The 23,090-nt window shown below is 30.9% G+C and carries 14 protein-coding genes and 1 tRNA gene; 2 read left to right on the forward strand and 13 right to left on the reverse strand.

What is annotated here, in order from left to right; all coding sequences use genetic code 11:
- From PKV21_00995 to PKV21_01025, 7 genes are all read right to left on the reverse strand, one after another.
- Positions 1–671 (reverse strand): acetyl-CoA carboxylase carboxyltransferase subunit beta (locus tag PKV21_00995; GenBank protein ID HOM26065.1); only part of this gene is annotated, 671 nt, incomplete at its 3' end.
- Positions 668–1,543 carry a 4-hydroxy-tetrahydrodipicolinate synthase gene (gene dapA / locus PKV21_01000; protein ID HOM26066.1) on the reverse strand — a complete coding sequence of 292 codons (876 nt, stop codon included), beginning with the start codon at positions 1,541–1,543 and terminating at the stop codon, positions 668–670. The genes dapA and PKV21_00995, both read right to left, overlap by 4 nt.
- Before the next feature lie 13 nt (positions 1,544–1,556).
- On the reverse strand, positions 1,557–1,838 hold the full coding sequence (locus tag PKV21_01005) for a DciA family protein (GenBank protein ID HOM26067.1): 282 nt from the start codon (positions 1,836–1,838) through the stop codon (positions 1,557–1,559).
- A 3-nt stretch (positions 1,839–1,841) separates the two neighbouring features.
- Entirely contained in the window at positions 1,842–2,981 is a 1,140-nt protein-coding gene (gene dnaN, locus PKV21_01010; GenBank protein ID HOM26068.1) for a DNA polymerase III subunit beta, read from the reverse strand.
- Positions 2,982–3,097: 116 nt separating this feature from the next.
- On the reverse strand, positions 3,098–4,411 hold the full coding sequence (gene dnaA / locus PKV21_01015; protein ID HOM26069.1) for a chromosomal replication initiator protein DnaA: 1,314 nt from the start codon (positions 4,409–4,411) through the stop codon (positions 3,098–3,100).
- Between the two features lie 35 nt (positions 4,412–4,446).
- Positions 4,447–8,187 carry a preprotein translocase subunit SecA gene (secA, locus tag PKV21_01020; protein HOM26070.1) on the reverse strand — a complete coding sequence of 1,247 codons (3,741 nt, stop codon included), beginning with the start codon at positions 8,185–8,187 and terminating at the stop codon, positions 4,447–4,449.
- Positions 8,188–8,368: 181 nt separating this feature from the next.
- Positions 8,369–8,440, reverse strand: a tRNA-Phe gene (locus PKV21_01025).
- A gap of 72 nt (positions 8,441–8,512) precedes the next feature.
- Between PKV21_01025 and PKV21_01030 the strand changes: the two genes are divergently transcribed.
- Positions 8,513–9,610, forward strand: coding sequence for a hypothetical protein (locus tag PKV21_01030; GenBank protein HOM26071.1), 1,098 nt, complete (start codon positions 8,513–8,515; stop codon positions 9,608–9,610).
- On the forward strand, positions 9,607–10,485 hold the full coding sequence (locus PKV21_01035; protein HOM26072.1) for a DUF933 domain-containing protein: 879 nt from the start codon (positions 9,607–9,609) through the stop codon (positions 10,483–10,485). The genes PKV21_01030 and PKV21_01035 overlap by 4 nt, the downstream gene beginning before the upstream one ends.
- 12 nt (positions 10,486–10,497) lie before the next feature.
- Here the strand turns inward: PKV21_01035 and PKV21_01040 are convergent, their stop codons facing one another.
- Genes PKV21_01040 through PKV21_01065 form a run of 6 tightly spaced genes read right to left on the reverse strand, consistent with a single transcriptional unit; the run spans position 10,498 to position 23,075 of the window.
- Complete coding sequence (locus PKV21_01040) at positions 10,498–11,520, reverse strand: M42 family metallopeptidase (protein ID HOM26073.1); 1,023 nt, start codon at positions 11,518–11,520, stop codon at positions 10,498–10,500.
- The gene (locus PKV21_01045; GenBank protein ID HOM26074.1) at positions 11,521–13,833 is read right to left on the reverse strand and encodes a 4Fe-4S binding protein; all 2,313 of its coding nucleotides are present in this window, start codon (positions 13,831–13,833) and stop codon (positions 11,521–11,523) included.
- The gene (locus PKV21_01050) at positions 13,830–15,707 is read right to left on the reverse strand and encodes a DUF5696 domain-containing protein (GenBank protein HOM26075.1); all 1,878 of its coding nucleotides are present in this window, start codon (positions 15,705–15,707) and stop codon (positions 13,830–13,832) included. The genes PKV21_01045 and PKV21_01050 overlap by 4 nt, the downstream gene beginning before the upstream one ends.
- Positions 15,704–18,328 (reverse strand): hypothetical protein, encoded by a 2,625-nt coding sequence (locus tag PKV21_01055; GenBank protein HOM26076.1) that lies wholly within the window; start codon positions 18,326–18,328, stop codon positions 15,704–15,706. The genes PKV21_01050 and PKV21_01055 overlap by 4 nt, the downstream gene beginning before the upstream one ends.
- Positions 18,329–18,341: 13 nt before the next feature.
- Complete coding sequence (locus PKV21_01060) at positions 18,342–22,391, reverse strand: hypothetical protein (protein HOM26077.1); 4,050 nt, start codon at positions 22,389–22,391, stop codon at positions 18,342–18,344.
- 24 nt (positions 22,392–22,415) lie between these two features.
- On the reverse strand, positions 22,416–23,075 hold the full coding sequence (locus PKV21_01065; protein ID HOM26078.1) for a type II secretion system protein: 660 nt from the start codon (positions 23,073–23,075) through the stop codon (positions 22,416–22,418).
- Positions 23,076–23,090 lie beyond the last annotated feature (15 nt).

Raw genomic sequence — 23,090 nt, forward strand, 5'->3', positions numbered from 1 at the left:
GCTGAGGGTTCAGCAAGAACTATATCTCCAAGAAAAGCAAAACTTGCTGCTATTACTCCCATCGTTGGGTCTGTTAAAATAGAAACATACAGAATACCCGCCTTTTTCAATTTACCAACAGCTGCTGAAGTTTTTGCCATTTGCATTAGAGAAACAACGCCTTCATACATTCTTGCTCCGCCACCCCCTCCAGAAACAGAAATAAGAGACAGTCCATTTTCAACCGCAAATTCACATAACCTTGTAAATTTCTCTCCCACAACAGACCCCATACTTCCCATAATAAAATGAGCGTCAAGTACACAGAAAGCGACAGGGAAGTTTCCAATTTTTCCTGTTCCTGTTACCATTGCTTCATTCATTCCTGTATTTTTCATTTCTTCTTCAAGTTTTTCCTTATATGATTTAACTCCTACAAAATTAAGTGGGTCTTCCGACTGTAAATCTCCCCATTTTTCTGAAAAAGTACCCGCATCTATAAGAGAATTGATTCTTTCTTTTGCGGTCATTCTGAAATAAAAGTTGCATTCTGGACATATTTTTAAATTCTCTTCAAGTTTTTTTGTATAAATTAATTTTCCACATTTTTCACATTTGACCCACAATTCTTTTTTAATTTCAACTTTTTCTTTCGGTGAAATCTCAATATACCGCTTTCTTTTGAATATCATAAAACTCCACTCTCCTTTAATGTTTTCTTAATCTTTTCTATACTCTCATCACTCGGTCCACATAAAGGAAGTCTCCATTCAGGACTTATCATACCCATTAAAGAAAGACATGTTTTTACAGGTATTGGATTTGTTTCTATAAAAAGAATTTTAAAGATTGGGAAAAGTTTAAGATGTATCTTCCTTGCATTTTCATAGTCACCATTTAACGTATATTCAACCATCTGAGAAACTTCAAGAGGAACTATATTTGAAGCGACTGAAACAACCCCTTTTCCTCCAACAGACATAATTGGTAAAGTTAAAGAATCATCTCCGGAGAGAACTGTAAAATCTTCTCTTTTTAATAGCGTAAGTATTTTACTTACCTGATCAAGAGAACCACTTGCTTCCTTTATCCCAACTATATTTTTTATTTCGGAAAGTTCCGCAACTGTTTCAGGTGTAATAGAAATCCCTGTTCTTGAAGGCACATTGTATAGAATAAGAGGTATTGATACTGCCTTTGCAATCGCCTTATAATGAAGATAAAGTCCTTTCTGAGTTGGTTTATTATAATAAGGGGTTATCAAAAGTGCTGCATCTGCTCCTACCTTTTCAGCATATTCAGTAAGTTCAATCGCTTCTTTAGTATTATTTGAACCAGTACCTGCTATAACAGGAACTTTCTTATTAACATATTCAACAGTAAACTTTATCAAATCTTTATGCTCTTCATAACTTAAAGTTGCCGGTTCTCCTGTACAACCAGCAACTAAAATCCCATTGGTTTTATTCTTTATTTGAAAATCAATAAGTGTTTTATAGGAATTATAATCAACCTTATCATTCTTAATTGGTGTTACAAGTGCAACAATTGCTCCTTTAAACATATTTCCTCCTTTTTCAAATTAAGAATTTTATATCAATATAATTAAAACCAAATTCTTTCAACTTTTCAATTATTTTTTTCTTATTCATTCTACAAAGAGAAAGAAAACAACTATTTTCAACTTTAATATAAAGTTTTTTTTCTTTTTCGTAAAGAACATAACTTTTCCCTCTCATTTTTTCATCTATTATCCTTGGCCAGAGAACAGTTATATCAATATTTCTATTCTTTTCGTCAGGTATCTCAATTTTATTTAAAACCCTTTTAACAATACTATCTATTTTTTCTGTTTTCATTTCTCATTCTGTTTTTAATGGCATACAAACATATAAGAAATTATCTTCTTCCTCTGGTTTCATTAAAACTGGTTTTGAAGAAGATGTAAAAGAAAAAATAAACTCTTTTTTTTCTACTACTTGTAAAAAATCAATCAAAAAATTAGGAGGAAAAATTATATCTATTTCCTCATCACTGTAAGGAATATCCATTTTTTCCTGAGCTTCTCCAAGTTCTCCTGAAGCGGATAAAATTAAAGCATCTTTTTTAAAACTTAATTTAACTTTATTATTTCTTTCTGAAGTAAAAAGTGAAATTCTCTTTAAAGACGATAAAAATAAATCTGTATTGATTTGAGAAATTTTTGATTTTTTAATATCAGGAATAACTTTTTCATAATCAGGAAACTCTTCTGCTCCTGTAAGTAGTTGAGAAATAAACAAAACACTTCCTATTCCTTTTTTGTTTTCTTCCATCTGTATTGTAAAACTTGTTTGAAAAGATATATTATTTTTTCCAATAAAAACTTCTACTTCTTCATTATTTAATAAATTTATCATTTTTTTTATTAAATTATATGATAATAAAACCTTTGTATTTTTCTTAAAGGGAGTATCAAATAAAATAGAGAAAAGAGATAATCTTCTGGTATCTGTTCCTATTATATTTATAACTTTTTCCTTTATATCAAAAAGTCCTCCTCTGAACTGCTGTCTTGGTTCATCTGGGTCAATACAGAAAATAGTTTTTTTAAAACCATCTTTTAATGTTTCTCCTTTAATTCTGAAAGTTATTTCTGAAGAGAATTTTGGGATTTTAGGAAAATCTTCTGTTTCCATTTCTATAAATGAATACTGGGATGATTCTCCTATTAAATTAATAAACTTTTCTTTTTTTTCTATTTTTATTTCTTTATTTTTAAATTGTTTTAAGAGAGAGATAAATTGTTTTCCTGGAATAACACATTGACCTTTTTCTTTAACATCACATTCTAAAGAAACTTTAACAGTATTTTCAAGGTCTGTTGCAATTAACGTTAAATTATTTTCTTTTCCTTCTAAAAAAATTCCTCCACAAATCGCTATTGTTGGTTTCGCAGGTAAAACATCTGAAATGTACTCAAGCCCTTTATTTAAAACTTCACTACTTATATTTACTTTCATTTTTAATCCTCCTTTTTATATATATTTTATAATTAATAGTAAAATTGTGGAAAAATACTAAAAAATTTAAAAATCTATAATTTGTAAATAAATTTTTATGTGCAAAACCTGTGAATTCACTGTTCATTTAATTTTTCCTTTATATTTTCTATTATTTTTTTTAAATTTTTATCCTTTTCCATTAACTCTTTAACTTTTTTACAGGCATGTAAAACAGTCGTATGGTCCTTTCCTCCAAACTCAGAAGCAATTGAATTTAAAGAAGTTTCTGTTAATTCCCTTCCAAGATACATAGCTATTTGTCTAGGAAGAATTATATTTTTAACCCTTTTTTCACTTTTTATTTCTTCAGGAGATAAACCAAAATACTCACAAACAACATTCATTATTTGTTTAATATTTACAAACTTTTTTTCTTTTTTATCTGAACTGTATACACCCTCTATTATTTCATCTATTAAGTTTTTATTAAGTTCTCTATTCAGTAAGGTCACATTTGCAACAAGTCCATTTAAAATTCCTTCTATTAATCTAATATTATCTTTTATTTTTTCAGCGATATAAAAAATAAGGTCTTCAGAGAAAGAAAGTTTCCTCAATTCACTTTTTTTCTTTATTATTGCAACCCTTGTTTCTATATCCGGGGTCTGTAAATCAACTATAAGACCCCATTCAAACCTTGATACAAGACGTTTTTCAAGAAACTTTATTTCTTTTGGCGGTTTATCACTTGAAAGAACTATCTGTTTTCTTTTATCATAGAGAAAATTAAAAGTATGGAAAAATTCTTCCTGAGTTCCTTCTTTTCCTGCAATAAAATGAATATCATCTATTAAAAGATAATCAAGATTACGGAATTTATTTCTGAAAAGATGAGTTGTTTTATTTTTTATACTTGTTATAAACTCATTTACAAAATATTCAGATGGCATGTAAGCAATTTTAGCATTACTTTTCTCCTTAACAAAATGACCGATTGCCTGCATTAAATGAGTTTTGCCAAGTCCAACACCTCCATATAGAAAAAGAGGGTTATAAGCAACTCCAGGAGATTGAGCAACAGCAACACTTGCAGCATGAGCAAGACGATTACATGGACCAACAACAAAGTTTTCAAAAGTATACTCGGGATTCAATGCTATTTCAAAAAAACTTTCTTCTTTTATTTCTGAAGGGAGGTCTATAGAATAAATTATTTCAAAATTAGGATTAAAACCAAAGATTTTTTGTATTTCTTCTCTTAAAATTTCTATATAAGGTAAAAAATTCTTTTCAAAAGTTGAATTTGGAACTTCTATTTTTACAATATTTTCAGTTATATCTATAAGTTTTACAGGTTTTATCCATAAATCAAAGGTCCTTGAATTATTTATCTTTTCTTCCACATTATTGAGTACGATATTCCACAGTTTATGAACTTCTTTTTCCATGTTTTCCACAGGTTTTTAACAAATAAACTTTTGTATTATTCATTTTTTCCACAACAATGTTTATATTTTTTACCACTTCCACATGGACATGGTTGATTTCTTCCTATTTTTTGTTTTTTCAAAGAAGCGGTTGGACTGTTAATTACATTTTTATTATATAAACCTTCAGAAATACTCTGTGCAACAGAAACAGGTTCTTCTTTTTCTTTTGTTGTAGCAAACTGTTCATATGTTTGATGGACAAACTCCTTTCTTTCTGTTTCTCTAACTTTAAGAGCAACCTTTTCTGTAACCTGAATTTTTAATAAATTACCAATAATTTCTTCTTTAATAGATTTTAACATTTCCTGAAAATATTGAAAAGATTCATGTTTATATGCTATTAATGGGTCTTTCTGAGCATATGCTCTTAAACTTATACCTTCTCTCAATTCATCCATTGCCCTTAAATGTGCTTTCCATCTATTGTCTATTACCTGTAAAAACACAAATTTCTTTAATTCTTCAAAAAATTCACCCAGTTGTTTCTTTTTATCCTCTAATACAGAAATGAAGATATCCTTTAACTTTTCTTTAAAATCATCTTTCCACAAAAGGTAATTTTTTATATTTTCAGGATTTTCTATTTCAATATTTATTCCAAAAGTTGTTTTAAAATATTTAGTTAATCCTTCTATGTTCCACATATATGGTTTTATTTTTTCATCACAGTATTCATTGAAAACTCTCTCAATAATTTCTTCTATATACTCTTTTAAATATTCATCAAGATTTCTATTTTCAAGAATGTCCTGTCTCAAAGTGTAAATAATATTTCTCTGTTCATTCAAAACATTATCAAATTCAAGAAGATTTTTTCTAATTTCAAAATTCCTTCCCTCAACTTTTTTTTGTGCATTATTTATCATTTTTGTTATCAGTGGATGAGTTATTTTTTCTCCTTCAGGTAACTTTCCCATCAATCCTTTTAATCTTTCCCCTCCAAAAATTCTCAAAAGGTCATCTTCAAGGGATAAAAAGAATTTTGAAGAACCGGGGTCTCCCTGCCTTCCTGCTCTACCTTTTAATTGATTATCTATTCTTCTTGCTTCATATCTTTCACTCCCGATTACATGAAGTCCTCCCAGTTCCACTACTTTTTTATGGTCTTCTTCCCACGGTTTTTTGTATTTTTCAAGTAATTCCTGATATATTTCCTTAAATTCTTCCGGACTTTTTTCCATATCTTCTCTAATTTTTTTCCATTCTTCTTCATACTGACTTCTTTCTCTTTCATATTCCTCTCTTGCAAGATTCAATTCCTCAATATATTTTTTCTGAATTTTTTCATATTCTCTAACTGTTTTTTCATATTCTTTTTCAATTTCTAAATAATCTGGAGAATATTTTTTATAAATTTCTCTTTCAATTTCTGTAAAACCCTCTTCTAAACCCTTGTACACATGATATTCTCTATTTTTAAAATCAGAAACAATCTGTTCAATTTGAGTTTTTTCCGATATCTGATTTTTCAAATTATCAATAAATTCAATGTATCTATTTATTTTTTTCTTACTTTTTTCTGCTTCTTCTGTAAAAAGAATTTCAGGGTATACTTCTTCAAGAGTTTTTATACAGGAAATACATGTATTTTTTATTACTTCCAACAAAGTAATCAAAGAATTTATTAATTCCTTTTCATTTTTCTCATTTTCAATAATTTCTATAAGACGGCTCCTCTGTTCTTCTATATTTTCTTTTGTTTTTATATCAAAGAGGTTCTTTATGTAATTTTTGTAATTTATATATTCCCTGAATGCTTTTCCTGTTGTTTCCCTTATTTCTTTTGTTTTTTCTGGTTTATCCTTAAACTGAATATTCAATTCCTGTAATTTATTATTATTTGCTTCATAAATTGCTTTCAATTTTAAAAGTTTATTTTCATACCTTTTAAACAATCCTTTAGATTTTTTTTCAAATATTTCTTTTTCAAATATTTCTTTTACTACTTTTTCTTTCTGATATAAATTTTTTTCTATCTCTGATAATTTTTCTTTGAATTCTTTAAGTTGTGTTCCTATAGTTTTTTCAATTTCTTCCTGCCTTTTTTTGTATTTTTCTTCTATCTCGTTTACTATATCAATAAAATCTGACTTTATATGTTTCTTTTCTCTTTTCCTTGCCCATAAAATTTTAACCGTTTCTTCTCTTGCAATAATTTCCGGGTTTCCTCCAAGAATAATATCAACTCCCCTACCTGCCATCTGAGTTGCAATAGTTATTGCTTTTGGTTTTCCTGCCTGTGCTATAATTGCTGCTTCTGCTTCGTGGTTTTTACCGTGTAATACTTTGTGAGGAATGTTTTTTCTATCAAGCATTTTACTTAACTTTTCTGCTTTTTCTATAGATATTGTCCCAACAAGAACTGGTCTTCCTATTTTATAAAGTTCTTCTATTTCCTTCAATATTGCATTGAACTTCTCTTTTTCTGTTGAATAAATTTCATCATCATATTCTTTTCTGTTTAATGGTTTATTTGTTGGTATTACCACCACATCAAGTTTATAAATCTCTTTAAATTCAAGTGCTTCTGTTATTGCTGTTCCTGTCATTCCTGCGATTTTTTTATAAAGTTTAAAATAATTCTGAAAAGAAATTGTTGCAAGTGTCTGGTTTTCACTTTCAATTCTAACCCCTTCCTTTGCTTCAATTGCCTGATGAAGTCCATCTGACCATCTTCTTCCTGGCATTAATCTGCCTGTAAATTCATCAACTATAATAACTTCTCCATCTTTAACAACATATTCTTTATCTCTCTTGAAAAAATTGTGTGCTCTTAATGCTTGATTTATATGATGAACAAGTTCTGTATGAGTTCCATCATAAAGATTTCCTATATTTAAAAGTTTTTCACATTTTTTAATCCCATCTTCTGTTAAAGTTGCGGTCTGATTTTCTTCATCAACTACAAAATCTTTATCCTTTGTCAATTTCCTTACAAGTCGGTCAACTTCATAATACAAAGTGGGACTCTCTTCACTTGGACCGGATATTATTAAAGGAGTTCTTGCTTCATCTATTAAAATAGAGTCAACTTCGTCTATTATCGCATAATTTAATTTTCTCTGTACCTGGTCTTCTTTTCTTACCGCCATATTGTCTCTTAAATAGTCAAACCCAAATTCACTGCCTGTCCCATATGTTATATCACAAAGGTATGCTTCTTTTCTACTAACAGGTTTTAAATATAAAAATCTTGAATCAGGAGGAAGGTGTGTTGGGTCAAATTTGTAAGCAACTGAAGAATATCTATCTTTGGTTTCTCTATATGAAACAATACATCCAACAGAAAGACCTAAATAATGATAAATTGGACCCATCCACTGAGTATCTCTTTTAGCAAGATAATCATTTACAGTTACAAGATGACAGCCCTTCCCTTCAAGAGCATTCAAAAATAAAGGTAAAGTTGCAACCAGTGTTTTTCCTTCTCCTGTAGCCATTTCTGCAATTTTTCCTGAATGCAAAACTATCCCTCCTAATATCTGAACATCAAAATGCCTCATATTTAAAGTCCTTCTTGCAGATTCCCTTACAAGCGCAAATGCATCTACTATAAAATTATCAAGTGGTTCTCCTTCTGAAATGAGTTTTCTTATCTCTTCTGTCTTTTCTATCATCTTTTCTCTTGTTAAATTTTTTATTTCTTCTTCTTTTTCATTTATTTTTTTTAAAAGTTCTATTAAATTTTCAAGAAAAAGAACTTTTTCTCTGTTTAAAAAATTACTCAAAAACATTTTTGTTCCGGGATTTAAGTTTTTTAATCTGGATAGTAAATCTTCATAATAATTCATGGTTTACCTCTCTTATGGATGGAAATTTCAGCAATTTTTAAAATTAAAATTTATTCCTCTTCCCACCCAAAAATTTTCAGATAGAAATCAGAAAATTTTCCCAACATTTTATCTGTTTTGTAATTGCCGGGGGGCAGAATCGAACTGCCCACGCCAGCCTTTTCAGGGCTGCGCTCTACCACTGAGCTACCCCGGCTCTGATAGTGAATAAAATACCCTTTTATGAATTTTTTGTCAAGTTTAAAATTTTGCTTTAAAATTAAAAAAAATGACAAAAAGAGAATTGAATATAAAAATTTTTGAAGGGAAAGCAAATAAAGTTTTATGGCAACCCAGACTTGAAACCTGGATATATTATCACAGAAAAAATAATTCTTTGCCTGATAGTTTTAAAGACCTTTCTGACTTTCAAATTTATGACCAACTTGGTTGTTCTGTCAGATATGGTGCTTCAAGTGGTCTTTTTGAATATAATGAGGAACCTGTTGAATTTTTTGAAAGAATTTTAGATGAAAACCATACAGAAAGTGTAGTAAGAACAAAATGGGGTGATTTAAGGACTGTTTATCAGATTGTCAGAGAAAATGAAAATAAAAGAATAGTAAAATTTCCTTGTGAAAATATTAAAGAACTGAAGATTTTAACACATTTAATAAGAAATAAAAGATATATTTTTGTTAAAGAAATTTTTGATGAAAGAGATAAAAGAATGGGAAACAGGGGAGCACCTACAATTTTTCTTTCAAGTTCTGGTTTTACTGATTTAATTAAATTTTATGCAGGACTTTTGAATACATATTATCTCCTTAAAGATTATCCACAAGAAGTAGAGGAATACCTATCCGCATGCGATGAAAGAGACGAAAGGATGATAAAAGAAGTTTTAAAATCTGATTGTAGAATTTTTAATCTTGGAGACCACGCAACAAATGAATTTACACCCCCTCCAATTTTAGAAAAATATCTCTTACCAAGATGGCAGAAAATAGGAAAAATTATGAAGAAAAATAATAGATTTGTTCATAGCCACTGGGATGGTAACTCAAAATTAATATTAAAGTATATAAAAATTTCAGAACTATCTGGAATAGAAGCATTAACTCCTTTCCCTCAATGTGATATGACACTTGATGAAATAAAAGAGGCGGTTGGAAATGATTTTGTTGTTCTGGATTTAATTCCAGCAATTTTCTTTCTTCCCCAGTATTCAACTGATTTTGTTGTTGACTTTACAAAAAGAGTAATAGATATGTTTTTCCCGAAATTGATACTCGGAGTGTCAGACGAATTACCCCCTTTTGGAGAAATAAAAAAAATAGAAAAAATTTCTGAATATATTTATAAAGAATTTGGAAGTATAAAATGATAAAAATTGCTCTTTTAGGTTATTCAGGAAGCGGGAAGACATATATATTTAAAGAACTGACAGGCAAAGAAAGCGAGATTTTTGACCCGTTTAAACCGAATATTGGGATTGGTATTTACAAAGATGAGCGACTTGAAAAGATAAAAGAAATTGTAAAGCCAAAAAAAGTTGTCTATCCTGAATTTGAGATATATGATTTTAAAGGTTTTCCAGAAGGAGAAGGATTTCCTTCTAATTATTTTAAAAACTTTTTTGAAGCAGATATTATTCTTTTAATTGTAAAAAATTTCGCAGAGGAAGCAAATCCAGAGGAAGAAATGGAATCACTGGTTATGGAACTTATTTATCATGATATAGAAAGGGTTGAAAGTATAATAGAAGGTAGGAAAAAAGAAAAAACTAATACTGAAATCTGGGAAAAATGTCTTGATTTTTTAAAATCGGAAAAATTTTTGAAGGATATGGAAATAGATAAAAAACAATTACTTGGAGCAGAACTTATAACATTGAAAGAGTTTTTAATTTTATCAAATGGTAATAGAAAAGAAATAAAAACAGACCTTCCAGTTATTTATGAAATAAAGGATATCTATAAGAAAGTAATAGAAAAACTTGGAATGATAACTTTTTATACAATAAAAGGAGATATTGCACAGGCATGGATTATTCCAGAGAACTTAAATGCAAAACAGGCAGGAGGGAAGATTCATAAAGATATTGAGAAAGGTTTTGTAAAGGCAGTATCTTTAAGTTTTAATGAGTTTGTTGAAATAACTGACTGGCATAAGGCAAAAAATATGGGGATTTTAAAACTTCTTGGACCAAATTCACATATAGAAGACGGAGACATAATAGAATTTTACTTTACCAAATGAAAAATTTAGTTTTTAAAACATATTTTTTATAGAAAGAGTTAAAAGTTTTATTGCATTTTTGACATCATCTTGGGAAACTATTTCTCCAGAAGTATGCATATATCTAAGGGGAATTCTCAATAAAGCAGTGGCAATGCCTCCCTGTATTATCTGAATTACACTCGCATCTGTTGGTGTTGGACCGGCAGCAGCATCTATCTGATATGGAATTTTTTCCTTTTTTGCTGTTTCAATAAGAAACTCTCCAAGAGTAGGGGTTATATTTGGACCTATCTGTAATACAGGCCCTTTGCCCAATCTTATATCACCCATAATTCTTTTTTCTGTATCAGGATAATCAGAACATTCCATTACTTCAACAACTATAGCAATATCTGGTTTTATCTTAAAAGAAGCCATCCATGCTCCTCTTGAACCGATTTCTTCCTGAACAGTTGAAACTCCATATACTGAAGATTTTATTTTTTCCTTACTCAATAATCTCATTGTCTCTGCGATAACAAAAACTCCTATTTTATCATCAAATCCTTTTGCCATTATGTTTTTCCCTTCAAGCAATTCTGTAAAAGAAGAAGAAAAGGCGATTGGATCGCCTATGCTGACAAATTTTTCTGCTTCTTCTTTATTTTTTGCACCTATGTCTATCCAGAAACTGTTTATTTTTAAATCTTCTGCTTTATCTATCTTTTTTTTGCAAATTACACCTTTAACACATCTTTTTTTATTCAAAATTATGACTTTCTGTCCGTGAAGTGAGTGTATATAAGGCGCTCCTATTGTTTGAAAAAAAATGAAACCTTCTTCTGATATATATTTAACCTGAAAACCAACCTCGTCGCAGTGAGCACCCAGCATAATTTTGGGAATTCCGGAAGGATTTTTAATGGCGATTAAATTTCCATGGATATCAATTTCTATTCTGTCTATAAAATTTTTCAGATAATCTTTAACAAGATTCTGAACAATTCTTTCAAAACCAGAGGGACTTGGAGTTTCAACAAGTCTTTTTAAAAATTCCTTTGCTTTACTTTCCATTTATTTTTTCCTGCCATTACATATTTTAAAACAATTTTCTACAATTGTGCAATAACCTGGTTCTTGAATTCTATCTGACTTTTTTAATGCTTCACATACAAATTCAGGAGTTATTTTTTCGGGTAGTTTAAAATTATTTTTAGAACCAATATATTTTGGCCCCTCGTCAGCAATAAGAGCATATCTCTTGGCACAATCACATCTAAGAATATTTAATTTTCCCCATTCAAATACTTTTCCATCAATTTTTATAAAGTTTTTATCTTTTTCTGAAATTGCAGATACAGGACAGGCATTTACACACTCATAACATTTTTTACAAAGAGAAGGTCCTTTATAGACAGAGTCAGGGATTAATTCAGCATCAGTAATAATGCAGGCAAATCTTTGTCTTGGTCCAAATTGAGGAGTTAAAACAATTCCATTCCATCCAATTTCTCCAAGACCAGAAGCAATTGCTGCAAATCGTGATGAATATAAATCAGGTATTTCACCATATATTTTTGAAGAAATGTCAAATATATCAATAACTGGTATGCACTGATATCCAAAGGAAGAAAGTTCTCTTGTAATTTTTTTCAGTATTGTAAAAATTTGATTTATTGATTCCATATGAGTTGTATACATATAGTGGCCTGCTTTATATCCCGGAGGAGAACCAGCGAGTTCAATACTTTTTTCTATGAGATGTAAACCAATAACAATAATAGACCTTGCAGATTTCAAATAATCAGAAGGTTTTCTGGGGATAAGTTTAACTTCCTTTACAACTGGATTAAAAGGGGCATGCATGAGATCTTTTATTATTTTTCCATCGCATACCCAACCTTTATTCTCCACGATAAAATATTTTTCATTTTCATATATATTCTTTAATTGTTCTGCTATTTCATCAAGTTTTTCCACGCATGTTATACCGACAAGGTCAGCACCATTTTTTAGAGAAAAAGTTTTAATATATTCAGTAAGGGAAGAGGTGGAAAGTGTTTTCTTTTTTTCTCTCTTTTTTGTTGACTTGAAAGAATTTTTGTTAAAAGGTGCTTGGGTAATTATGGTTCTTAAGATTTTATTTTTTTCAGAAAAAGTAATCCCTTTACTATAATAAGTAAGATTACAAATTTTCATACATTTTTCATCATCAATTCCACTTTTTATCAAAGAAGAAAATCCATATTTTTCCTGTATATGTTTTGCAATTAGAAGTTCGGCAACTTCTGCAGTAAACCATGTGTTTAAAGAACAATTTTCAGGATATGAAAAACCCAAAATCAGAGCACTTTTTGCATCCGGAAGAAATTGGTTTAAATTTATACCACTTTCTTTAAATTCTTCAATTGAAGCCGCTCCTATTATATCCACATCCAGTTTTAAAGCAAGTTTCTTAATTTCTTTTATAAGTTTTTTAACATTTTCTTCAGAAAAATCGGGTTCTTTATCTCTTTTTCTCCTTGGAGATTTGCAGTAATTCCTGTCAAAATATCTTCTCTTAGGAGGAACACAGTATTTAAGACACATTCCCATTTTCCATCCATAAAATACTTCTGGTTTTTCTTTAATCCCCCTGTCAATTGTTTCAAGAATAAAATTTTCGTCTATCTTTTCGGGTTTAGGTATAAAAACATCAAGTTGAAAATTCTCTCCAATTGCGCATCGCCATAAATTTCTGTAAGGGAAAGAAAATTTTTTGTCTTCAATTTCTATTGTCGCAATTCTTATAACTTCTTTATCAAATGACTCGGTAGGACAGTTTTTAGCACAGAGAAGGCATTTATCACATAATGGTTCTCCGTTATATAGAGGGTCTGGTTCAAGTTCTGCTTCTGTAATAATGGATATAAATCTCTGTCTTGGTCCAAATTGGGGAGTTAAACATAGATTGTTCCACCCAATTTCTCCAAGGCCTGCACATACAGCTGCATAATAATGACACATATCTGCCATCCATCCTCTTTCTGCTCCTTCCTGTGGTCTGTAATTCCAGAGCATTGTATGAATAATAGGTATTGTAGAGAATCCCATATCTTGCAGAAATTTTGCAATTTTAAAACCAAGGGATTGTAGAAAAACAGAAGCATTCATTTCTGAATATCCTGGACCTGGGAAACGAGGGTCTTTTTCTGCTGCAAGTTCTGTATTTGCATCAAGAAAGTGTACACCTGCAACTATAACAGATTTTGATTCTGGCATAATACCTTTTGGGCTGTGCTTAATTGGTGCCTTTTCCCATCTGCTAACAGGAGCAATTCCAACGAGATCTGCTCCGTTATCCAAAACAAATTTTTTAACTTTTCGTGTTAACTGGTATTTTGTCATTTTTTTATCCAATAAGTTTTATTCTTAAAATCAACAGTTATACTTGTACCATCAGAAAATTCTGTTTGCTGAATATTTCCGTTAGAATCAAGAATTTTAAAATTGACCATTTCTTCAAAACATATTTTTTCAGAAAGTTCTACCATTGGTATAAGGTTTCTCACAAATTTTATATCTTCTTTGCCATAAGGAGCAGAATTACATTCAAGAGATTTTGTACGAATAGAAGGAATTCCTCCCCATAAAATACCCCATAAGAATGAATCAGTGTCTTTTTCACCGGATATCCAAGCTGGGATTACTATACAGTCATGCCAGACAAGAGAATAAAGAGGAACAGGGATTCCAAGGGGTCCTTTTAATTTTTCTCTAAGGTCAAATGGACATATTCCAGGCTGAACAGTATGGCAGAAGTCAAGTACAGGTATTGACCAGTCTGCTCCACCTTCAGAGGAAGTTACCCATCCAAAATTTTGACATAATGCAAATATTTCAGACCAGTATTTTATAGTATCTTTGCGGGAAGAAAGATGTTTTTGGTCATAACATTCTCTTAAATGACTATATGTAAAACAATCAAGATATGTTCCTGATGGATTAATCTTTTTTTTCACCTCCATTAGATTTCTTTTTGCAAATTTCATTGTTTTTTTAGGACATAGCCATCTCTGTCTTCCTCCAAGCCATTCGTTATTCTCGGGTCTTACCCCGCTTAAATCAAGAACTGTATATTCAGGACCAAAGGCACTACTATCTGCATAAACATCAACATAATTATCATGTAATAAAAATATATGACCCATTGATTGTATTTCATCTGCCATTTTTTTTAGTCCGTTCCATCCACCAAGTTTTGGGTCAGGAGGTAAAATATCAGGATGACAACAATCATATCCTTTTATTCCCCATCCATCAATATGAACAACTGCTTTTTTAATTGGAACATCTTTTGCAAGCATTTTGAATCTTTTTAATCCTTCTGCAAAAGTCATTCTTCTCCATACATCTTTTTTTCTGAAATTGCCAAACCAGGACTCATGCCATATACTAACAATAATTGAACCCTTAAGTTTTTCTACATTTTTTCTTTCTTTTGCTTTTTCTTTTAAAATCCCCTTAATTCCTCTTTTTTCTGCAAATTTTCTGTAAGTTTTTGCAAGTAAAACAACATCACATTTTTTAAAAAATTTATAATTTATTTTTCTCGGATATGAAAAATTTCCAAGAGATGCCTGCCAGTATGGATGAGCAGTGTGACCATAACCATTTTCAGTTATTAATCTTATCCCCATATCCTCAGGGGTTTCTGGTAAAGCAATAAGTCCAGTTCCTTTTTCTGTTATCTGTCCCCACCAAGGCATCACAAAACTCATTCCTGCATAAACAGGAAACGTATGGTCTAATTCGCAAGGGAATTTTTTATCAAGAAGACATCCATGCCCATAAGGAAGAACAAGGAATCCGTTTACTTTTTCAGGAAATAAAAAACCTCTCGGATAGTAACTGTCTATTAAGGAAACTTCACCTCTTCCATTTTTTGTCCCAACTATGATTGAGAGGGTATCTTCCATAAGTTTAAAAATTAAAAAAACAGCAAAGTCAATTGGTCCCCATATATTTGCTCTATAAGGAAACCTTGTTAACCATACCTCAATAAAATTGGTATTTTCTTTCCATTCAACACTTCCTGCAGAACTGAAAGGAAGACCTATCCACGGACCTGAATGACCTTTTATCCCTATATCTCCAGGACCATTTTTTTGCATTAGCCATTTTATACCTGTTCTTAAATCAAAAACAGATAAATAGAAATCCTTTTTATCTATTTCAATTTTAAGAATATCATTTTTTAAAACAATTTTTTCCTCTTTCATTTTTCAGGATAGATTTTTACAAGAAGTACTTCTCCTGGGCTTATCTTTATTCCAAAATTCTTAAAACTATAACCCTTAATAATATTTTTGTTCCCAAAAGTTCCTTTCATTGTACCTTCTCTTAATTCGTCTGTTAAACTGCTGTAAATCAAAATTCTGTAATTCCCGGAAGCAACAGGTATACCAATTACACATGTACTTTCATTTTTATCCCAATTGGCAAGGTACAAAATAAAATTCTTATTATCTATCTTTCTTAAAACATATTCCACTTTATTATCATTGTTGTTAAAGTAATATTTTGTCCCAAGCAGTTTGTAAAATAAATCTCCATAAAATTTTTTGAAAGACCTCTTCATACCTTCTGAAGCAGGGTTTATATCTATAAATTTCACGTTTGGATTATTAAGGAGTTCTTTTAAAAGAGGTTCTGAATATGGTTCTCCATATTCATTGGTTGGTGCAAGTTGGTTGAATATAACAAGTTTAGTTCCTGATTCAACTGCTTTTTTGATATTTTCATATGCTTTTTTTGACATTGAATAACTAAATGGCAGAATAAGGAGTTTATATTTACTCAAATCTCCTAAAGTTTCTTCTCTTTCTGTATATTTAACATCATACTGAATTCCGTTTTCTATTAAAACCGATTCAATTGCACGATTTGAATACATTCCCCTGAATCTTTCAAAATTAAGTGTCCTTTCCATTTCATCTGTTGTTTCTGTCTGGACAGTTCCAAGTTTTTCTTCCATATAAAGTATGGTTGACCTTTTTGATTCTGGTTCAACAGTTCCCATTGCGCTTTGAGCTTTTACCTGCCACCAGTCCTCAGAAGCACGGGAAATAAGAAGACATGTCTCTGCCACACTTTTGCTTTCAGTAATTCCCCACTCTTCAAGTAATCTTACCATCTTTATACCATTTTTTATCCTTTCCCACCAACCATTTCCTTCCACATAATTCAAACGGTAAAGGTCTATTCTCGTTGCTCCATTCATAATGAAAGGAATAAGGTATCCATAGAACAAAATTTCATTACTTTTGTCTGCTTTTAGGTGTTTAAAACCGAGCGACTGGATACTTGCAGAAAGATTTGCATCAGGATAAGCAGCAGACATTCTTCTTGCAAGTGCTGTATATCCACCATAATTTAACGGAACATGTGCATAAAGTTGAATATGTGTAAAACTTTTTCCTCTGCCAATGATATCAAATGCTATTCCATGTTCAAGTCCTAAATTTGAATATAAAGAAGATGCAGGATTTGCACTACTTATTAAATTCAGATTAGGATTCAGTTTTTTAAGTTTATCAGCCACTTCGTTAAACAGTTCTGCAATCTTTTCATATTCAAAAAGTTTCCATTTCCTGTAATGTTCATTATCTATCATTTTTCTCGGGTCAGGTCCAAAATCTCTTTTAATTCCTCCTCCTTTCCCAACTTTTGGCAAACTTTCATATCCATATCTTTTCTTAAATTCTCTTTCGCATGAAGGACATCTTACAGTTTCAAGATTATGTCCTTTAAAGTAATATTCATCAGGCATAACATAAACTTCATCTATTCCTCTTTCAACAACCTCTTTAAGTAGACCAAACCATTTTGTTTTGAAGTCATCATCACATATTACACAAGGATATCTATTTGGTTCATATCCTTCGTATAACCCTTTACTTGCTACTAAATCACTTTGTTCATAAGGATAATCCCATCTTCTATCAGGCATTGGTAACATCTTTTCTGCTGGTTGAATAGGAGAAATCCATGCATGAAGGAAAATTGCAGATGTAAGATTATTTTTATGGAGTGCATCTATAAATCCTTTAAGAGTATCCTTTCCATAATTTGGAGCAAGTTGACTTTTCCAAGGCATTTTATTATTACAGCAGTAAGTTTCAAGAAAGATTCTTACTCCCTGAGCATCTATTTCCCGTAATTTTTTAAGCATCGTTTGGAATCCATTACTTTTTTCAATTTCCTCTGTACTTTCCTGCATTTTATCACCAGGAATAATTCCTGCCATCCAGAGGTCTATGCATGGAATAAATTTTATATTCTTTTTGTTTAACTCTGGAAACTGAATTTTATTTCCTTTATTGAGTATTGCTTTACTTTTTTCCTCTCTCTTTTTTTCAGGAGTTATTTTTTCTTTTGTATAAATTTCAATCTCTTTAAATGTTGGATATGGAGTACGGTATCCTGCTTTTCCACTTAAAGCAATTAGTTTTAAGCCAAAAACTTTTTTATTGACAGGAATTATTATCCATTCATCAGGTTTTTCTACTTTTACTTTTCCAACTTCAATATTAAACAGTAATTTACCGTCTGTATCACACATTAGAGAAAAAGTATCTGCGCCACTCTGCATAAACTTTACATAACTTACATTCACAGGAGAAGGGAATTGCCATTCAATCCATCCCCCTATCTCAGGTCCTCCAAGATATTCAGAAACAGTTTTTGTATCAGAATCTGTAAGGTTGTCTATTTTAAGCATATAAGGAGCAGTCTTTACTTCTACCCAGTTGTACCAGTCAAGTTTATAATCCCTTTCTGCCTTTAAAGAAAAACAAGTTAAAATTAATAAAACACAAGCAAATTCAATTATTTTTTTCATCTTTACTCCCTTTTTATTTTACATAAAGGACTTTTACATCCCATTTATCTAAAGCAATTCGTATTTTTTTCAAATCCATTCCTTTTAATAACTCTTTATTTCCAATTTTTACTCTTTTAGTTCCATTTAAATCTCTCTGTAAAATTTCATAATTTTTTGTTTGAGGAAGTTTTAGAAGTCCAAAATCTACTTCAACAGGTTTATCCGTCCAGTTTATGAAAGTTAAAATGTATTCTTTATTTTTATTTTCAAGAATACCAAATTCAACATCCTCTCCATAAGAATTAAAATAAAATGTTTTTTCTCTTCCAAGTGTTTCATCTATTTTTTGGCCCAAAGATTTTATAAAGTCAGGATGATGTCCTATTTTTGGTATGTCTTCATTTATAAATAAGACCTTTTTTTCTTTAATTAAATCCTCAAAAAGCCCTTTTTCATATAAATTCCCCCACTCATCAGTTTCACCAGTTCTGTCAAATAAAATCACTCCAACTCCTTTTTCCATAAATTCTTTAATTAAATTGAATGTTTCTTTACTTATACTGTAAGGGAAGGGAAGAATGAAAAGTTTATAACCGTCAAGTTTTTTCCTTAAATTTTCAACTGGATGGTCAAGATAATATACATCAAAAGGATACCCATTTCTCAATAGAAATTCCATTACATATTTAAGATATATATAGCCCCTTATTTGGTCCATCGGGTCCCCTTTTTCATTATATCTCTGTTTTACCTGCCACCAGTCCTCGGATGTTCTTGACCTTAAAATTGCTATATATTTTGGAGTTTTTGCTTCCTTTGCTCCCCAACTACTCATAGTTTCAATAATGGAATATCCTTCCTTAACATATTTATCATAATTACCAAAAAAAATAAGATTATATCTCCAGAATAAAGTCATTCTCGCTCCATTTAATACAGAACTTATAGGAGATGCCCTCATATAGACTGGAGGGAAGTGGAGATAAAATCCTGGATGAACATTAAGAGTATCATCTCTCCACGACCATGAGCAGTTGTGTAAAGAAACAACTCCACCATTTTCATTTGCTCCTACTCCTATTTTTGCAGATAAAACAGTCACATAATGACCAAGTGATTGAAATGTAAGATATGAATTACCTCTTGCAAAATCTATTCTGGCTTTATTTCCTACAATATCTTCTGCTATTCCAACATCAATACGACTGTTCCATAATGTTCCAAGGGTAAAATGAACAGGCGATTTTGTATAAACACTAGGTCTTATTTTTTTTGCTTCGTTTGCAGCATCAGCAAGATAATTTGCAAATTCTTCATATCCAAAAACAATCCATTTACGAAATGCTTCTGTATCCTGCGGTTCTTCTGGTAATTCACATTTATATTTTTCTTTAAAAATACTTTTTGTTACTTCATTCACTCCTTTTAAATTTAAAATAGTTCTGTAAGGCATCTGCTCGTCAAAACCAATACCAACACCATCAACTCCTGAAAGAACCTGTTCTCTAACTATACCATTTAAATATTCTCTACTATGTCTTGAAATATAGGGTGCAGGTTTGTCTCTTGTTGGGGTCTTGGGAAATTCTTCCAGTTTTTTTGGATATGCAACCCTTCTCATTGTGAAGAGTTTTAGACCCTCTTTATGAAATGCTTCAACAACTTCTTCAAGAAAATTTTCTTTTGCACTGTGTCTATCATATTCGCTTGGCCAGAGAACTGGATGTTCATATGTTCCAGGCCCAACCTGCTCCCATGTTGTTGGTGGCCACATATTAAGAATATTCCCTTTATAATTTTTCACTCCTTCAACAAAATCTCTGAACCCTTTATATTCATTCAGAGAAGGTCTTTTATCTTTATCCATCTTTATCCATTGGGGTAAATTAAACATCCATGGTTCAATATGAAAACCTGTAAAAATCCTTTCTTTTTCAGAAGGAGCAGGAACATTTATCTCCTCCCCATCTTCAACAATAGGGACTCCTTTTTCTTTTTCATATTCAAAATCTTTTTTTAATTTATCATAATCTTTTTTATCGCTTATAAGTATCTGAAAATCATAAATATTATTTTTCCCTGAAAAATCAACATACATTATTCCATAAGTTTCAACAGGAGGGACAAAATTATTATGCAAAAAAGACCTTGATACCCATGTTCCTCCCGGATTTTCTACTTTCCCCTCAATATCTATTCTTAAAAGCGTTTCACAATTTCCATCTCCATCTTTATCAGCAAGAATTGCCCATGGACCTGATGCTACACACCATGAAATTCTTGAAATTTTTTGTTTTTCTTTAAACTGAAACTGGTATCTTGAAAATTTTGCTGGAGTTCCTGTTTCAGGTAAAGTTAAAGTTCTTAAGTCAGGGTCATTATCTATAAGGTTTTTAACTATTGTTGTATAAGGAATTGTTGTTATATTTGCAAAAGGTGCTATATTAAAAAGTTCTTTTGAAGAAATATCAGGTCCAACATAATTGTGAATAATCCTTACTTTTCCAGGAGTAGGTTCAGGTATTTTAGCAGGGACTATTTCAGGAAACATCTCTTTTGTGAGAGTTCCTTTTAATTTAAGTCCAATATCAAAGATTCTGTATTTCCCATATGTCTGGTCTCTTACCACTCCCAAATATATTTCTCCTCCATCTTTCATTTCTATTTTCCCATTTTCAAGTTTCAGCATTCCTTTTACTTCAAGAGGTTTTTCTTTAATTATTAGAATTCCTTCTGGTTTGTTTATTATTAAATTTGGGAATGTTGCGTCATAGTAATGTGCTTTTTCAACACCGCCTGATTGAATTATTGCGTTTGAGTTTGAGGTAAATATTATTTTTGCATTTTTTCCTGATTGTAGAACAGGAGTAACAGGAGAGGGTTTTTCCGGAAATGGAGAAAAATACCAACTTCCACCAACTGTTATTGCGTTTTCTCCCATATTTAAAGTTCCTGTTTTAAAATCAATATCTCCGTTTACCTTCAAATTCTCTTTTAAATTGACAGAATATGCATAATTTCCAGTATCAATTTTTAAATTCTGAATTTCAAAATCTCCTTGCAATAAATCTGCATTATAACATCCTGTTGAAAAATTTAAATCTGTCTTGCCCTGAATTTTCCCTTTATTTATCAATCCACGAGTGTATGCACTTTCAGACCCAGCACCACCAAATTGTATTTTTTCAGTATTATTAAGCAAAAGAGCATTTTTTTCTTCAATATATAAACCAGCACATGATAAATTTCCTGTTAATTTTACAATTCCTTCTTTTTTTTCTATTTTTATAGGAGGTAAAATTCCTCCTTCTTTTAAAATATTTATTTCCTGCAATCCATCCTTATTAAAAATTATCCAGCCATTTCCGTTTCCATTCCCAATAGAAGAATCATTGCTTACAATATTTCCATAAAGAAAAACATCCCCTTCAAGGGTCATACCTGCAGTTCTTGGTGACTTCCCTTCAAAAATAATATCTCCATATATATAAACAGAAGCATTTTTATTCACATATAATGAGTGTCCCTGTAAAACCAAATTTCCTTTAATTACTAATTTATCCACTGCTGTTACTCTGTATGAATAAGAACCAGGAGAAATGGTTATTGAAGAAAAATTTGCACCCCCTGCTTTAAGTAATGCATCAAATGAATATGTACCAAAAACAAGGGAAGGATAGCCTTTAACTTCTCCTTCATTAATGAACCCCCCTCTTCCAACAGTCAAAATAGAACCATTCTTTTCAGCATTAATTATTCCCTTATTTACAATCCCCTTTTTATTGTTTACTCCAAGATTTACAAGTGTGATATTATAACCATTCAGTTGAATTGAAGCACCTTTTTCTATTGTAAGAGTTCCGTCTATAAATACATCTGAAGTAAGTTTAGGGTAATTAAGTTTTCCGGAAGGTATAAGAACATCATTATTATCGTTTTTATCAGGGACTTTTTTCATTGACCAGTTTTCCTTATCAAACCAGTCAGAACTTTTTCCTTCCCATAGATTTGTATCAGAAAACAATAAAAAAGAAGAAAAGAGAAAAAACTCTATTATTGTAGATAAAAATATTTTTTTCATTATTTACCTCCAATTTTTGATTTCTCAATATCCTGCCAATTTTTGTCCAAAGTAAGGAACAAGATTTGCAGGATTTTCAAGAAAACCTTTTGGGAATGAACCTGCATTTCCTCCTGCAAATAAAACATTCGTATTATTTCCGTGAAGATACATTATCTGGCTTAAACTATAAACATGGTCGCAAGTCCCTTCAAGAAAAAGAATATGAGTTGTAGGGTCTGGTACATGTCCGAGTTTCTGTCCATTATAAACACGGTTACCATACCCAGAAGGAAATCCTCCTGTTATTCTATTGAAGCAATATATCCTTTTAATTTTAACATTCGTAAAGGGGAAACAACTATATGTTGCATCAGGTGCACCTGAAAGTCCAACAGCAGGACAGACATATAATTCAGGAGTTACTGTTGTTCCTTGTTTCCATCCAACATATGGCAGTAAAAGAGAAAGATGATTGTTATAAGCCCTGCCTGAGTCATCTCCATTCATATAAGGTATACAATCATCATAATCATTTGCATACATACGAACAGCAAGACCGAGTTGTTTTAAATTACTTATACATGCTGCCTGTTGTGCTCTGATTCTCGCCTTTGCCAATTGGGGAAGAATTAAAGTTGCAAGAATAGCCATAATTGCTATTACTACAAGAAGTTCAACAAGTGTAAAGCCATTTCTTTTCATGATTCACCTCCATTA

This window comes from bacterium (genome assembly GCA_035371905.1).
GTDB lineage: Bacteria > Ratteibacteria > UBA8468 > B48-G9 > JAFGKM01 > JAMWDI01.

Bases quoted from the DNA above. Each gene is read 5' to 3' on its own strand.
- dapA (HOM26066.1), bottom strand. From the start codon at position 1,543: ATGTTTAAAGGAGCAATTGTTGCACTTGTAACACCAATTAAGAATGAT.
- PKV21_01005 (HOM26067.1), bottom strand. From the start codon at position 1,838: ATGAAAACAGAAAAAATAGATAGTATTGTTAAAAGGGTTTTAAATAAA.
- dnaN (HOM26068.1), bottom strand. From the start codon at position 2,981: ATGAAAGTAAATATAAGTAGTGAAGTTTTAAATAAAGGGCTTGAGTAC.
- dnaA (HOM26069.1), bottom strand. From the start codon at position 4,411: ATGGAAAAAGAAGTTCATAAACTGTGGAATATCGTACTCAATAATGTG.
- secA (HOM26070.1), bottom strand. From the start codon at position 8,187: ATGTTTTTGAGTAATTTTTTAAACAGAGAAAAAGTTCTTTTTCTTGAA.
- PKV21_01030 (HOM26071.1), top strand. From the start codon at position 8,513: ATGACAAAAAGAGAATTGAATATAAAAATTTTTGAAGGGAAAGCAAAT.
- PKV21_01035 (HOM26072.1), top strand. From the start codon at position 9,607: ATGATAAAAATTGCTCTTTTAGGTTATTCAGGAAGCGGGAAGACATAT.
- PKV21_01040 (HOM26073.1), bottom strand. From the start codon at position 11,520: ATGGAAAGTAAAGCAAAGGAATTTTTAAAAAGACTTGTTGAAACTCCA.
- PKV21_01045 (HOM26074.1), bottom strand. From the start codon at position 13,833: ATGACAAAATACCAGTTAACACGAAAAGTTAAAAAATTTGTTTTGGAT.
- PKV21_01050 (HOM26075.1), bottom strand. From the start codon at position 15,707: ATGAAAGAGGAAAAAATTGTTTTAAAAAATGATATTCTTAAAATTGAA.
- PKV21_01055 (HOM26076.1), bottom strand. From the start codon at position 18,328: ATGAAAAAAATAATTGAATTTGCTTGTGTTTTATTAATTTTAACTTGT.
- PKV21_01060 (HOM26077.1), bottom strand. From the start codon at position 22,391: ATGAAAAAAATATTTTTATCTACAATAATAGAGTTTTTTCTCTTTTCT.
- PKV21_01065 (HOM26078.1), bottom strand. From the start codon at position 23,075: ATGAAAAGAAATGGCTTTACACTTGTTGAACTTCTTGTAGTAATAGCA.